The organism is Salipaludibacillus aurantiacus (assembly GCF_900111295.1).
GTDB classification, from domain to species: Bacteria; Bacillota; Bacilli; order Bacillales; family Salisediminibacteriaceae; genus Salipaludibacillus; species Salipaludibacillus aurantiacus.
This window is the reverse complement of sequence record NZ_FOGT01000006.1, coordinates 181,118-196,351: the sequence shown is the minus strand read 5'-3', so window position 1 is coordinate 196,351 and position 15,234 is coordinate 181,118. Positions and strand designations below refer to the sequence as shown.

Below are 15,234 nucleotides of genomic sequence, written 5' to 3'. Positions count from 1 at the left end.
AAGCGATGAGTCAATCAGCAATGTTAAAAGAAAGCAATGACACACATTCCGATCAAACGCTTGCGAAGCGGTTTAAGATCTGGATGGCCGTTTTAATCGTCAGTATGATTGCCGGGGGCGGTGCTATTTTATACCGCGCGATCGAAGGATTGGCCGTGACCAATCTCAGTACGTTTGTACCTTGGGGAGCCTGGGTTGCCTTTTATATCTTTTTCGTCGGTTTAAGCGCTGGCGCCTTCCTGCTGTCGACTTTAATATTCGTATTCGGTATGGAGCAGTATGAACGGGTCGGCCGTTTCGCATTGTTTACTGCTTTAATTTGCATGGTAGTCGCTTTAACATTTATCCTGCTCGATTTAGGAAGGATGGACAGGGCGTTTAACGCGATGATGTACTGGAACGTTCTCAGTATCCTGTCGTGGGAAGTCCGGTTTTACCTGATTTACATGGTCCTCCTGGCAACAGAACTCTGGTTTGCCATGAGAATTGATTTAATTAAGCTGGCTAAAGACAAGTCAGCTGGTTTTAAAGGCAAACTGGCTAATATTATCCGCCTTGGCAGCAGCGATACCTCAGAGATTTCGGCAAAGAAAGATCACCGCTGGATGAAAATTCTCGGGATTATCGGGATCCCTATTGCCATTATCGGCGTACACGGCGGGACAGGAACATTGTTTGCAGCAGTCGTTGCCCAGCCTTACTGGAACACGCCGCTGTTCCCGGTTATCTTTGTTGTTTCTGCTCTTGTTTCCGGTACGGCGCTGTTAATAGCAATGTATGTCATCCAAAGGAAAGTCCGCGGAAAATCAGTCGATTTAACGATGGTAAAAGGGCTTGCCGTATTAATGATCTTTTTCCTGATTATCGATCTGGCGCTGGAATTTTACGAATTTCTTGTAGCTGGTTTGAGCATGAAGCCGGATAAGATGGCTGTCCTCGATGTTATGTTTACCGGCCCGATGTCCTGGTCATTCTGGGGCGTCCAGATTTTCTTAGGAGCGGTTGTGCCAATCTACCTTGTATTCAGCAAGCGCACGAACCAGTCAGTTAAGGCACTGACGATTGCCGCAGTACTAGTAGTCATCGGAATTATAGGTGTCCGCTTTAACATTGTCGTTCCGACACAGATTGTCCAGTCAATGAAAGGGTTGCCTGAAGGGTTCTATTTCCCTAACTGGGTAGAGTGGTTAAGCTCCCTGGGTGTTGTGGCAATGGGATTATTCCTTTATTCCTTAGGAGCCAGATTTCTGCCTTTGGAAACGCAGGAAGGAGACGTGAAAGGTCATGAGTAAAAAAAGCGTGTTTGATAAAAAAGTAAACCGCCGTTCATTCGTAAAGGGAGCAGGTATTCTCAGTGCCATCGCCGTGGCTTCTCCTTTCTTCGGCAGTCCGGTCCGTCAGATCACCGGAGGGAACGTGTGGGCAGATACAGAACATGGCATAGGGACTCAAACGGAAGATTACACTGCGGAAAATGTCATTTATACAACGTGTGAGCAGTGTAATACGCACTGTACGATTAAAGCCTATGTAAAAGAGGGACGGATAGAGGGAGGCTGTACCTCGCTTGTCAGAAAGATTGCGGGAAATCCTTACAGTCCGTTAACGATGAAGCCGATGGGCCAGATCGATTATACAAAACCTGCAGCAGCAGCAGCTTTAGGCGGAGGAAGCGTGGCAGTCGCAGGCCGGGGGCTTCGCGGCGGCAGAACTTGCCTGAAAGGCCAGGCAGGGATTCAGACAGCATATGACGCGTACCGTTTGAAAAAGCCGATGAAGCGGGTCGGACCGCGGGGAAGCGGCAAATGGAAGACCATTTCCTGGGAGCAGGCGTATAAAGAAATCGTTGAAGGGAGCGGTGACTTAGGGACGCCAGGCTTAAAAGACCTTATTGCCTACGAAGAAGAAGAGAAGGTGATGGGCGACTGGGAAAAAGTGAAAGATGGAGACATGAGCCAGGACGAATTTGATAAGAAATATAAAGACGTCCTCATCGATACGAAACACCCTGATTTCGGCCCTAAAGTAAACCAGGTAGCCTGTCTGGGCGGGGACCGCCGTCATTTTACGAACACAAGGATCTGGAGCCAGGGGTTCGGCAGTGTTAACTTTGACGACCACGGAGGCATTTGCGGGGTCAGCAGTGTCATTGGTAATGTGCGTTCATTCGAGCATGGAAAACGCCGGACGTATACAGATATCGACCATATCGACTACATGATGGCGTTCGGTACAAACCCTGTCGTGGCAAATAAAGGGCCTACGTGGATGGCGCCCCAAATTACTAACGCCATTGAGCGCGGAATGAAAATGGCCGTTGTCGATTCAAGAATGTCGAAAACCGCTGAAAAAGCGCACCACTGGATTCCGGTCATTCCAGGCACTGACGGAGCTTTCGCGCTTGCGATGGGACGATGGATTATTGAAAATGAGCGGTATGATCGCCGGTATTTAGTGAACCCGAACAAAGAAGCAGCAGAAAAAGACGGGGAACCGACATGGAGCGATGCGACACATTTAGTCAATTTAAGTGAACCGTCGAAACAAAAACTGCGTGCGTCTGATATAGATATGGGCGGGGAAGAGGAGTATATCGTATTTAAAAACGGTAAGCCGCATGTGTCAACAGATGTAGAAGAAGCAGACCTGGAAGTAGATACCGTCATTAACGGCATCGAAGTAAAATCAACTTTTACGCTCTATAAAGAGGAAGTTTTGAAGCACACGCTGGAGGAATACTCAGATATCACAGGCATTGATGTGAGCCTCATTGAAGAAGCAGCGGATGAATTTACTTCCTATGGAAAAAAAGCGGCGGCGTTCGGGTACCGCGGAAACGCCATGCACACGAACGGCTACTACAGCGTCCGCGCCATGAATATCCTGAACCATCTGATTGGCAACTATGACTGGAAAGGCGGAAGCATTTCTTCAGGCGCCAATTACGGCCCGTTCGACGGTGTCTACGATTTAGATACAGTGCCTGACGCACGGGCGCCATGGGGAATCCCGATTACGAGGAAGCAGTCCAATTATGAACAAAGCACATTGTTTGAAAGAGACGGCGGGTACCCGGCCCTGCGGCCATGGTTTTCAGCCACCGGGAACTCTTCCCATGAGCTTATTCCGAGTGCGGCAGACGAATACCCTTACGGTTTAAAAGCTTTGTTCGTTTACCGGATCAATCCGATTCTCTCTTTTCCAAACGGCCATGTCTACCGGGATATTTTAAAAGACGAGAAAAAGATTCCTCTTCTTGTCACATTGGATATTTCCGTCAGTGAAGGAGCAGAACTGTCGGACTATGTGCTTCCGGATTTAACCTATCTCGAACGCTTTGGACAGGAAACGATTTATCCGAACCAGCTTCATAAACTGAGCAGTATGATGCAGCCGGTCACCCGTGTCGTTCCTGAAGCGAAAGCTGTTGAAGACGTCTTTATTGATATGGCTAAAATGCTCGGCCTCCCGGGAGTCGGGGAAAATGCCTTTACTGACGGCAGCTCGTTAAACAGTTATGAAGAATATTATATTAAAATGGCCGCAAATATTGCTTACGAGGACGAACCGGTACCGGATGCAGACAATGAAGAGCAGCAGATTTTTATCAATGCCCGCGAAAAAGCACTGGGTGAATTCTTTGATCTCGACCGTTTAAAAGGAGCCGTTAAAGATGACGAATGGGCAAAAGTTGTTTACGTTCTTAACCGCGGCGGGCGGTTTGAAGAGCCGGGAAGTGAGTATGTGAATGAAGGCCGGCACGTCAAATACCAGTATGGCGGCCAGGCTAATTTCTATGATGAAGTGACAGCGCGCAACAAGCATTCATTCAGCGGAGAATTTTACAGCGGTATTCCTGTTTATGAAGAAATTAAAGAATATGACGAGTCAAAATATGACCGCGATTTACCATTAGTGATGACAAACTGGAAAGCGAAGCACATCGGCACCCACAGGGCGATCTCCAATGCATGGCTCCGGGAAGTTCGGGAAGACAATCCGATCTGGATTAATGGAAAAGATGCCAAGGCGCGCGGCCTGAAAAATGGAGATAAAGTTAAAATAACCGGCAGTGATTATGAAGCAGAAGGCCGGGTGTTAGTTACAGAAGGCATCCGCCCTGGAGTTGTCGGAAGCAGCTACAACTTCGGACACACCGCCTATGCCTCCGAGCCGATCAAAATTGACGGCAAATGGACAGGGGCGGCATCGGAATACGGGCACACGAGCTACGAGTTTTCAAAGCCGAAGAAAGAGTCCGGGCTTTACGCGAAAGGGAGAGACACCGGATTCTCAGCGAATAATCTGCTCAGTATTGATCCGATCCTGAAAAATAACGGCTTGTTTGACCCGATTGGAGGATCGGCCGCTCAGCTTTATGCCAAAGTGGAGGTGAAAAAAGCATGACGACAGCTGACCATTCTATAGAAGAGAAAAGCCTGCTTTACCTCGTGTTCGCCAGAGTCATGTACGGAGAAACAGACTTTTTGATCAATCTGGTTGAAGAATATAATGAGGGGCTGGAAGGGCTGGATGACAGTCTCCTGAACGTCCTCCATCAGGTGGGAACGACGCCTGAGGAAGAGTTGGCCTTCCAATATGACAACCTGTTTTTTATTCCAGGCAGCCACTATGTTCCTCCGTTTGCCGGCACATTTATATACCCTGATAACCAGGAAGGTGAAGAGGTTTTTCTTCAAAAGCTTGCTGCACTTTATGAAAGCGAAGAGTTTATGGGGTATGCGGAGAAAAAATACTTGCGCCATGATCATATCGGCCATCTTCTCATGTTTCTCCACTTTTTACTGATGAAGCGGGAAAACACGGGGGTTAATGAGAAAGAAGAAATAGACAGCACGATGAAAGACCTTCTGGAAGACGTGCTGGCCCCGGCGTTCGGCGAATTTGAGCGCAGAGTCTCCGAACAGCTGAAAAAAGGGTTTTATTTAGATGTGATAAGACAGATGCACCAGTTTATAGATTGTGAGCATCAGAGGAGTATGAAGGAGTAAGAGGCTGAGACAAAAGTATAGTGAGCTTTAGGCATCCGAACAATATTCTCATTTTATGAATGTTGTTCGGATATTTTTATTTAGTAGTTGCAGTCGTCTGCAAGGTGAAGGCTTGCCAAAGGGCATGTACTTTTAATCTGTCGGTTCACTCTCGGCGAAGGCTTACACCACAGGCATAAGTGCAACATCAGCTCGACAGAACCTCGCTGTGTTTTCTTTACCCGAGGGCTTGTCTTCAACTAACTTTCCCGAAGGACTGCTTCGGGAAAGTGGATTTTCAGACTTCGCCGATCCTCTGGGTGTCCTCGCCTTCGTTCACCGGAGGTATATGTAATTAGAGGTGAGGTTATACTGCATGACTGGCTAAACGTAACTCAGCTTTTTTGCAGAATTAAAAAACTGTCCGCCTGGCTCCTTTATATCAGGAGAGGCAGACAGCTAAAAGGTGATTAATTATCCTTCTTTCCGTTCTGCTGCTGCCTTGCGGCGGCTCCGAAATAACGGAAAGCAATAAAATAATCAATCGCGGCAAAAGCCATTAACAGGATGGTGAAGAAATCCCATCCCGCCGACTGGGAAGCAGACTGGATCGCAAAAAATAAAAATAATGTTCCCAGGAAAAAGTAAAGGTATCCGTAAAACCTTGGTGACTTAGTCATAAGAAGAAACCTCCAATTAACGCCTGAACAGATTGTTCAAGTTCTTCCATTTGTTCAATTAGCTCCTGCAGCTGTTCACCGAAAATAACCTGAACCAGCATAACAAACGAGTTAATTCCTACGTGCGCAATAATAGGAACGATAATCCGCCTTGTTTTCACATACAGATAGGCAAAGACAATCCCCATGGCAAGGTAAACGAGCAAATGCTCAAAATCCCAGTGCACAATCGCGAATATTAGGCCGCTGGCTACAGCAGCAATCCAGAAGCCAAACCGCTTAAACAGGCTTCCAAAGATAACCATCCGGAAAACGATCTCTTCCATAATCGGTACAAAGACCGCTACCACAATAATCATGTAAGGTACAGCCGTCGCCATATCTACAATGACCTCGGTGTTTTCAGAGCCCGGTTCTATATCAAAGACAAGTACTTCAATCAATGAGGCAGCGTACTGGGCAGCAAACGCCAGGAAGATCCCGCCGACAGCCCATAAGATTGTCCTGCCTGGAGCAGCCCGGTCCTCTATAAAGTTACGGTCCGGCTTTGTCCGCCAGGCGATAAGCGAGATAATAATAAATCCGAGAGTAAATCCGATAAATACAGACATCCCTTGTAATTCTGCTTCATTACCGGTAAAGCCGGCAGCAAACATCAGAGGAATAATAACCAGAGGGGAGATCTGCATAAGTATAAACGTTATAAGGATGAGCCAGTATTTTTTCGTCAACGTCCATTCTCCTTTTTTCCTGCATTCAATTCTTTACGCTAAAGTAACTCCCTTATTGTATCATAACCTCCTGCAAAAATTGAACGGAGACACTTTTCCGTACACGTATAATATTTTCTTTGGCAGAGCATATTATATGAGGTTATGTATTTCCCGTTTCAACTGAGCTATGAAAGAGAATACAAGGCAGAGTGCAGTTGAAAAACCTATCGAAAAATGCGATAAAAAATTCCATTAAAATACTTGCATTTTTTTTTTATGTTAATTATTATAATAATTGTGTTAGCACTCATCGAGGTCGAGTGCTAATAAATAAACAAAAAATGTTAATCCTGCGTTTTAAAAGCGCACAAATATTAAAGGAGGGTGTTTTCCTTGTTAAAACCATTAGGCGATCGTATTGTCATTGAGTTGGTCGAGCAAGAAGAAAAAACTGCGAGTGGAATTGTACTTCCGGACTCTGCAAAAGAAAAGCCTCAAGAAGGTAAAGTTGTTGCAGTAGGTACAGGACGCGTTACAGATAACGGTGAGCGCGTAGCGTTGGAAGTAAAAGACGGAGACGCTGTCATTTTCTCTAAATTTGCAGGCACAGAAGTGAAGTATGAAGGCAAGGAATATTTAATCCTTCGCGAAAGCGACGTTCTGGCAGTCATCGGCTAATTCCGACACGCTGTTGAAGTCGTTCTGGCCGGTATACCGGTCACTCTTTTTCTAAAAATAAAAGGTTACATATAATAATAGGAGGTTTTAGCATGGCAAAAGATATTAAATTCCGTGAAGATGCACGTCGTTCAATGATGCGCGGGGTGGATCGTCTGGCTGATACAGTAAAAGTAACTCTTGGACCAAAAGGACGCAACGTGGTTCTTGAGAAGAAATTCGGTTCTCCATTAATCACTAATGATGGTGTGACAATCGCAAAAGAAATCGAGCTGGAAGATAACTTTGAAAATATGGGTGCCCAGCTTGTTTCCGAAGTTGCCAGCAAAACGAACGACATTGCCGGTGACGGTACAACAACTGCCACAGTTCTGGCTCAGGCTATGATCGCTGAAGGACTGAAAAACGTCACTTCCGGTGCCAACCCTATGGTTATCCGTAAAGGGATTGAAAAAGCGACTCGCGCAGCAGTTGAGGAGCTTAAAAACATTTCCAAGCCGATCGAAAGCAAGGAGTCTATCTCTCAAGTTGCGGCGATCTCTGCAGCTGATGATGAAGTAGGCCAGCTAATTGCTGAAGCAATGGAGCGCGTTGGAAACGACGGCGTTATCACTGTAGAAGAATCCAAAGGTTTCGCAACTGAGCTTGAGGTTGTGGAAGGTATGCAGTTCGACCGCGGATATGCATCTCCATACATGGTGACTGATTCTGACAAGATGGAAGCTGTTCTTGAAGATCCTTACATCCTGATCACTGACAAGAAGATCGGCAACATCCAGGAAGTTCTTCCTGTACTTGAGCAGGTTGTTCAGCAGAGCCGTCCTATCCTGATCATTGCTGAAGACGTTGAAGGTGAAGCGCTTGCCACATTAGTTGTGAATAAGCTTCGCGGGACATTCAACGCTGTCGCTGTTAAAGCACCAGGCTTCGGTGACCGCCGTAAAGCGATGCTTGAAGACGTAGCCACACTAACAGGCGGGGAAGTGATTACAGAAGATCTTGGCTTAGACCTTAAATCTGCAAACATCACTCAGCTTGGACGCGCTTCTAAAGTTGTTGTTACAAAAGACAACACAACAATCGTTGACGGAAACGGAGATGCAGCTGAAATCTCTAACCGTGTTAACCAGATCAAAGCACAATTAGAAGAAACAACTTCTGATTTCGATAAAGAAAAACTTCAGGAGCGTCTTGCTAAATTAGCAGGCGGTGTCGCTGTTGTTAAAGTCGGCGCAGCAACTGAAACTGAAATGAAAGAGCGTAAACTTCGAATCGAAGATGCTTTAAACTCCACTCGTGCAGCCGTTGAAGAAGGAATTGTGGCCGGCGGTGGTACAGCATTAATTAACGTGCTGAACGCCGTCCGCGGAATTGCCGTTGAAGGTGACGAAGCAACAGGTGTTAACATCGTGCTCCGTGCCCTTGAAGAGCCGGTGCGCCAAATCGCTGAAAACGCAGGCCTTGAAGGCTCAATTATCGTTGAACGTCTCAAAGGCGAGCAGGTTGGCATCGGATTTAACGCCGCAACAGGCGACTATGTGAACATGATTGAAGCTGGAATCGTTGACCCAACTAAGGTAACACGTTCCGCGCTTCAAAACGCAGCATCTGTCTCTGCTATGTTCTTAACAACAGAAGCAGTTATCGCTGATCACCCAGAAGAAGAAGGCTCAGGCGGCGGAATGCCGGACATGGGCGGCATGGGTGGCATGGGCGGAATGGGCGGCATGATGTAAGCTGCTCCTTGAGCCCTTTACTACAAAAGGATTTGATACCTTTTAAAAGAGTATTGACTGGATTTTAATAAAATTCATGTCTTAGTTTTAAAACCCCTCATTGATTTTCACTAATGAGGGGTTTTTTCTTAGTTGTATGGAACAGATTTCTGAACTTTATTGGATAGTTCCTACCTGGCGTAATTAATGATTTTTGGGTTACAATTTCTTTCTTGGATAAGTACTATAAAAGGGAAAAATATTCTACCTTGTTACACTTGCCGAATATACAGAAATAAAGCATGTATATCATAACCTTAAACCCGGACCTATTAATGGGTTCTAGCTGTCATTCCAAATGAAAATGTCTGGGATGAAATGGCATATGAATGAAGTTTATTAGTTATGAAACAGCTGAAAATAAAGACCTATTATATTTAACTAGTACACAAAACACCTCTGTTCCTTAATATCGAGGTCCCAACCTCTAATTAAGAATTAGGATTATATTGATACTGTAGATTTAACTTTAATTACTAAGAATTAAATGCGATATTCCATCCTTTTGCTAATTCGAAAGATATGATACACATGTTGTCTCAGAAGGAAAGTAAAGGTCAGAACTCTCAGAACCGTTTGATATGTCCTTTGCTTTGACTTTCAAGTTTAATTTTTAAGTTAATAATATGAACAGAAGAGAGGCAGTCCGCTATCGGAACGCCTCTTTTATTATGGAAAGGTCATTTCCGGCTATTTTACAAAGTATAGCGGTGATCTTAAGCTTACCTAATATGAATAAGCTTAATTATAGAAATATAAGAGAGGCCTTTTATCAAGTTACTAAACTTGGTGAAGGCCTCTGTTTTTGTTTACATTAATATAGCGGCTGCTGGCTAGGACAAACGGGAAACTGGTTTATATCCTGAATAGTATAAATATTATATTGCTTTAAGGCGAATTGCCTCTGATAGAGGTATTCCATAACAAGAAGCTTACCATCAGAAACACCGCATAAGATGCCTGAGGTTCCGGTGCCATTTACAAAAGAGACGCCAACAGGCTGACCAGTTAAGTACGGGATTTTCTGCTGCCATGGCATAGGCTGACACTCCTTTCACTCTATTGTATATTCCATAGAGTGCTATGGTGCCTGTATGATTTTTGAAACATATACACAGGGAGGTTATTACTTGCATAGGCTATTGCATTAATTTAATTTATAAGAGGAGCCAAATATGTACAGAAATTATTTTTATCCTAACATGAGAATTACGGGTGTGGTCGCCTCTGCAACTGGCGATGTAAATGGCGACGGTCTCCAGGATATAGTATACGTGACCGGCTACCGGGAAACAGATGTGTCAATTATTCAAAATATGACACTCGGAATCCAGGATGGCGCGACAGGCGTTTCTGTCAGTATTCCCCTGCAGAAAAACATGGGCTATGACCCGAGGATTTTTTTGGGGGATTTTACAGGCGACGGAATCAAGGATATTTTAATTACTATTCCTACAGGTGGCAGCGGCGGGACGACAAATAACTATATTTATTCTTTTGTTAATAACGAACCGCGTTTATTGTTCGACTCTGATGCGTTTAACCAGTCGTACCAATATGAGGTTACTTACAAAGATGATTACAAGGTTGAAGTCTTCAGTATAAGGAATAATATGAGATATATTATCGACCTGTCCCTGAGAGGGCCTGATTATCTGAATGAAATTTATGATGCTGAGGGGAAGCTGAAGACGCCGGTCAGCGGGTGGGTAGATCCAATAAGCGGCATACACCCGATGGATTTAGAATATGATAATTTCTTTGACCTGATGGCATATCAGCAAATAGCGGGAACATTCCATGCAGATACGATAGGGACAATTCAAAACAGATTAAAATGGAACGGCTATGTATTCGTACTGGACTATCAGGAACTGGGCATATACGGGTCAGAGGAGTAGGTTATTAATTTATAACGCTGTTAAAATTCAGTGTGAATCTTATCGCTCATAAGGCGGACGCTTGCACCACAGGGATTAAGAAAACTTGCCTCGCCGCCCACCGCTCTTGACAACCACAACATATATAATTACTCAATTCACACTATCAACCACTAACTTTAACAGCGACTATTGTGATGGAGGGGAAGGTACCGCTAAAGGTAGACTTTTGTGATTTTAATGCTGTGTAAAAAGGCATAGAAATTAATTATTGAATAAAAAATATGCAGGTAGTGGAATAACAAAAGGGTAACATAACCCTGTGTTACTCCATTATTTTTCATAAAGCTGTTACCTCTTATTATAAAAAAAATTAAATCCGTTATTAACGAAATAGCTTTTATTAACTTTCTTTAAAGATGTTATAATGCAGTGGACATACGGGCGGCATGATGTAATTTCACATCCCCCCCCCCTCCGGCCTGAAACCGTAGGATAAATAAACCCCCCTCATTGATCTCTTTAAGTAGAGATTGGTGAGGGGGTTTTGTTTGTATTTGAAGTATCAGGCTGGTTGAAAGCCCCGGTTTTGAAATGCTGAGATTTAGGATAATTAACGGAGGCTTCTCATGAGTTGACACCAAACTTGTGGGAAGTTTTTTTATTATCATTAGCTGCCTGTTCTGCCTCATGAAAGCTATGGGGAGAGGGTAGTGTCATGCGAAAACCAGGTTTACAAAAAAAACAGACTATGTTACATTTTAAATATTAAAAATGTTAAATATAAATTTAACAAAATTAACGAGGGCAGTTTTTCCTCTCCTAAAAGGTCTGAGGTCGTGATATGAAACTGTCAAATAAGCAAGGGTTATAACTTAAGGAGGATCTTTTATGAATGCTGTAAATAGAGTTTGTAGACTTTATTCTATTCTTCATATCGAGGGAGGTTTGGAAAATGACTAATACAAATAATTATGACATTGTTATTATTGGCGGCGGCAGTGCGGGTTCTGTACTCGGGAATCGCCTGAGTGAAGACGGGACACGAAATGTGCTTGTTCTTGAAGCAGGCAGAAGTGATTTTTCGTGGGATCTGCTGATTCAGATGCCGGCCGCTTTACCGTTTCCTGCGGGGAAAAGTTTATATGACTGGAAATACGAAACTGCTCCTGAACCTTATATGAAAGGGCGGCGGGTCAAGCATGCCCGCGGTAAGGTGCTCGGTGGTTCGAGCTCAATCAACGGTATGATTTATCAGCGCGGGAATCCTATGGATTATGAACGCTGGGGAGCGGATACGGGGATGGAAACGTGGGACTTTAAACATTGTCTTCCGTATTTTAAACGATTGGAAACGGCTTTAGGCTCGGAACCGGATGATGAGTACCGCGGTCACGATGGGCCTCTTAAACTGGAGCGCGGACCCGCAAAAAATCCATTATTTGAGGCTTTCTTTAATGCAGCTGTTGAGGCAGGCTACTCAAGAACACCTGATGTGAACGGGTTTCGCCAGGAAGGATTCGGGCCTTTTGACAAGCATGTTTACAAAGGGAGACGTTTGTCAGCTTCACGCGCTTATTTGCATCCGGCAATGAAGCGTAAGAATCTTACAGTCAAAACCCGTGCCTTTGTCCAGAGTATTGATTTCGATGGCACAAGAGCCAACGGGGTGACATACCGTCGAAACGGAAAGACTCATAAAATCAATGCGGGGGAAGTTATACTTTCAGGCGGCGCTATCAATACGCCGCAGCTGCTTCAGCTGTCAGGTGTAGGTGATGCTGAACACTTGCGCTCACTTGGTATTGAACCGGTCGTTGATCTGCCGGGTGTAGGTGAAAACCTTCAGGACCATCTCGAAGCTTACATCCAATACGCATGTCCAAAACCAGTTTCGGAGCAGCCTAATTTAAACAAAGCAAAAATGCCTTGGATCGGTTTACAATGGCTTCTCGGCCGCAAAGGGCCTGCAGCAACAAACCATTTTGAAGGCGGAGGGTTTGTCCGTTCCAACGAGGACGTCGACTATCCGAATCTGATGTTCCACTTTCTTCCATTAGCTGTAAGGTACGACGGACAAAAAGCGGAGACTAAACACGGATTTCAGGTTCACGTGGGACCAATGTATTCTGATGCGCGCGGATCATTAAAGATTCGGTCGAAAGATCCTAAAGAGCATCCAGACATGGTCTACAACTACCTTTCCACTGATCAGGACAAACGTGAGTGGATAGAAGCGGTGAAGGTCACGCGGGAAATTATGTCCCAACCGGCTATTGCACCTTATAATTCAGGAGAGATATCCCCTGGACCTTCTGTTAAAACTGATGAAGAGATTCTAGAATGGGTGGCGAAAGATGCGGAAACAGCGCTGCATCCAAGCTGTACGGCTAAGATGGGCCCTGCTTCCGACCCAATGGCTGTCGTGGATCCTGAGACCATGAAGGTTCACGGGCTTGAGAATTTACGGGTGGTGGACGCTTCAGCCATGCCATATGTTACTAACGGCAATATCCACGCACCAGTATTGATGCTGGCAGAAAAAGCAGCGGATTTGATCCTTGGACGCAAGCCGCTGGATCCGATTGATGCTGACTTCTACCGTCATGGTGTACATCCTGCTGATGCGGGAACAGTAAAAGGATAAGTTAAAAAGGACCGGACTTGGGTAACGCTCAAGTCCCGGTCTTTTTGTATATTAATAAAGGCGGATTTGAGAGTTCTTCTCAAATCCGCCTTTTAGGTAATTACTGGGGGGTCAGCCCCCCCAGTAATTACCACTTTATTAATTTACCCACTCATCAATTAAATCCTGATTCTCTTCGATCCATTTTTCGGCTCCGTCAATTGGCTCTTCGGCGCTTTCTACATACTCGATAAGCTCGCCGATTTCCTCATCATCCATCTTCCAGTTTTTGAACCATTCGCTCACTTCTGGGTAATCTTCCTCAAACCCCTGTCTCGTAGCATGATGAATTTTTTCTACATCACCGTAGATTTTTTGCGGGTCGTCCAGGAACTTCAAATCGTGTGCTGAAAACACCCAGTGCGGTGTCCATAGAGGTACGACGATTGGTTCTTCATTGTCTATAGCAGATTCAAGTTCACCTAACATAGCCGGTTCAGAGCTTGCAAGCAAATCAAAGTCAAGATCGTAATCCTTAATTAACTCATCAGTAACTTCCATTGTACCCGCGCCAGCATCTAAACCGATAATTTTACTATCAAACAGTTCTCTATGTTCATTTAAATCTTCAATACTGTTAACCTCTTCGACATACTCTGGGACTACAAGCCCTACCTTTGCATTATCAAACCACGTTTCTTCTGAAAAATTGACGCTATCCCCGTATTGGTCAAGATAGTTTGCATCCTGGACGGGTAACCAGACTTCCAGGTTGACATCCAGCCCGCCGCTTTCCAAAGCAGCCATTGACACTCCCATTTCCATTAAGCTTAACTCGACTTCATAACCTTTGTCTTCAAGAATAGATTTCCACATATTCGTTACTGCGATATTTTCAGCCCAGCTAATTTGCGAAATCATAATTTCCCCATTATTTACTTCTGATTCATCATTTGACTCTGCCTCTGATTCTTCACTTGACTGTAGACTGTCTGTTTCCCCTTCAGACGTTCCACATGCTGCCAGGACAGCAACCATGAGCAGCGATAAACTAAGACTAAGTTCCTTTTTCAATTTGTACATAACATTAAAAACCCCTTTTGTTAAATGTATTGCATATATTTAATACGTTAAAAATTTTTTTAACGTATATGCAAACGTAATTATCACTAACCGGCGAGCGGTACGTGCAGTAACCATTTGAGAGGAAGCCTGTATGTAACCCCTGCAGACTTCCTCTCCCCTTTTCTGCATTAATTAATCTTGCTCTCGTTTAGGCAGATACTCAAATATCTTGCCGCTTCGTATACTGGCAACTAAATCTTCGAGCCAGCGATAATATGTCTTGGACTCTTCCAGTTGATCGTAGTACTTTTTTGCCTCTGCAACCACATCTGGTGTGCTGGCTGAGTCCTTAATAACATTGATTAAATCTTCCTGTGCTTCTTCAATTGCTTCCAAGTTTGTATTTACTTCGCGCTCCCACATCTGGCAATAAAAGACCATAAATGAACGGAAGAAATTTTTCTCGGCTGCATACGTATGTTTCCTGGAACCGCGTGTATATGTTTTTTTCACCATATCTATTTCCTGAAGCTTGCGGACACTGGTGCTCATACTCGGTTTGCTCATTTCAAGCTCTTCCCGCATCTCATCAAGTGTCATCTGATCTTTAAAGTACATCGTGGCATATAAATTTGCGGCAGCAGGAGTCACACCGTATAAATCCATTGTTTCAGCAATGGCGCCGATCACTTTATCTTTTGCTTCTTCTATTTTTTTTCTCGATTTATCTGCAGATTCGCTCATAAAGTGGCTCCTTCGATATAAAAGTAAAGATTGTTAAATATTTATTTAATAATCTTTATAAACAATATGTTACAGAATCCAG

Annotated in this window: 12 protein-coding genes; 7 read left to right on the top strand and 5 right to left on the bottom strand. The window is 44.4% G+C overall.

Annotation, left to right across the window (positions count from 1 at the left end; translation table 11 throughout):
- Positions 1 to 5 precede the first annotated feature (5 nt).
- Genes nrfD through BMW59_RS09580 form a run of 3 tightly spaced genes read left to right on the top strand, consistent with a single transcriptional unit; the run spans position 6 to position 5,012 of the window.
- A complete protein-coding gene (gene nrfD, locus BMW59_RS09590; protein WP_093050867.1) occupies positions 6 to 1,292 on the top strand; it encodes an NrfD/PsrC family molybdoenzyme membrane anchor subunit in 1,287 nt (428 codons plus the stop codon).
- Entirely contained in the window at positions 1,285 to 4,407 is a 3,123-nt protein-coding gene (locus tag BMW59_RS09585) for a molybdopterin-dependent oxidoreductase (RefSeq protein ID WP_093050864.1), read from the top strand. The genes nrfD and BMW59_RS09585 overlap by 8 nt, the downstream gene beginning before the upstream one ends.
- Complete coding sequence (locus BMW59_RS09580) at positions 4,404 to 5,012, top strand: molecular chaperone TorD family protein (RefSeq protein WP_093050861.1); 609 nt, start codon at positions 4,404 to 4,406, stop codon at positions 5,010 to 5,012. The genes BMW59_RS09585 and BMW59_RS09580 overlap by 4 nt, the downstream gene beginning before the upstream one ends.
- Positions 5,013 to 5,461: 449 nt before the next feature.
- On the opposite strand, the gene BMW59_RS09575 is transcribed toward BMW59_RS09580, so the two are convergent.
- Both BMW59_RS09575 and BMW59_RS09570 read right to left on the bottom strand, forming a co-directional pair.
- A complete protein-coding gene (locus tag BMW59_RS09575) occupies positions 5,462 to 5,671 on the bottom strand; it encodes a YdiK family protein (protein WP_093050858.1) in 210 nt (69 codons plus the stop codon).
- Positions 5,668 to 6,402: a CPBP family intramembrane glutamic endopeptidase gene (locus tag BMW59_RS09570; protein WP_093050855.1), complete on the bottom strand. Its 735-nt coding sequence runs from the start codon at positions 6,400 to 6,402 to the stop codon at positions 5,668 to 5,670. The genes BMW59_RS09575 and BMW59_RS09570 overlap by 4 nt, the downstream gene beginning before the upstream one ends.
- Positions 6,403 to 6,777: 375 nt before the next feature.
- Here BMW59_RS09570 and groES point away from each other — a divergent pair, with 375 nt between their 5' ends.
- Together groES and groL are read left to right on the top strand one after the other, a co-directional pair.
- The gene (groES, locus tag BMW59_RS09565) at positions 6,778 to 7,062 is read left to right on the top strand and encodes a co-chaperone GroES (RefSeq protein WP_093050852.1); all 285 of its coding nucleotides are present in this window, start codon (positions 6,778 to 6,780) and stop codon (positions 7,060 to 7,062) included.
- Positions 7,063 to 7,154: 92 nt separating this feature from the next.
- Positions 7,155 to 8,798: a chaperonin GroEL gene (gene groL / locus BMW59_RS09560; RefSeq protein WP_093050849.1), complete on the top strand. Its 1,644-nt coding sequence runs from the start codon at positions 7,155 to 7,157 to the stop codon at positions 8,796 to 8,798.
- Between the two features lie 853 nt (positions 8,799 to 9,651).
- Here groL and BMW59_RS09555 read toward each other — a convergent pair.
- Positions 9,652 to 9,876, bottom strand: a complete 225-nt coding sequence (locus BMW59_RS09555; protein ID WP_093050846.1) for a hypothetical protein — start codon at positions 9,874 to 9,876, stop codon at positions 9,652 to 9,654.
- 136 nt (positions 9,877 to 10,012) lie between these two features.
- On the opposite strand from BMW59_RS09555, the gene BMW59_RS09550 reads away from it, so the two are divergent.
- Positions 10,013 to 10,738, top strand: coding sequence for an FG-GAP-like repeat-containing protein (locus BMW59_RS09550; protein ID WP_177174262.1), 726 nt, complete (start codon positions 10,013 to 10,015; stop codon positions 10,736 to 10,738).
- Positions 10,739 to 11,672: 934 nt separating this feature from the next.
- The gene (gene betA / locus BMW59_RS09540; RefSeq protein WP_093050840.1) at positions 11,673 to 13,364 is read left to right on the top strand and encodes a choline dehydrogenase; all 1,692 of its coding nucleotides are present in this window, start codon (positions 11,673 to 11,675) and stop codon (positions 13,362 to 13,364) included.
- Positions 13,365 to 13,502: 138 nt separating this feature from the next.
- On the opposite strand, the gene BMW59_RS09535 is transcribed toward betA, so the two are convergent.
- Together BMW59_RS09535 and cudC are read right to left on the bottom strand one after the other, a co-directional pair.
- On the bottom strand, positions 13,503 to 14,426 hold the full coding sequence (locus tag BMW59_RS09535) for a glycine betaine ABC transporter substrate-binding protein (RefSeq protein ID WP_093050837.1): 924 nt from the start codon (positions 14,424 to 14,426) through the stop codon (positions 13,503 to 13,505).
- 174 nt (positions 14,427 to 14,600) lie between these two features.
- On the bottom strand, positions 14,601 to 15,152 hold the full coding sequence (cudC, locus tag BMW59_RS09530) for a choline uptake/conversion transcriptional regulator CudC (RefSeq protein ID WP_093050834.1): 552 nt from the start codon (positions 15,150 to 15,152) through the stop codon (positions 14,601 to 14,603).
- Positions 15,153 to 15,234 lie beyond the last annotated feature (82 nt).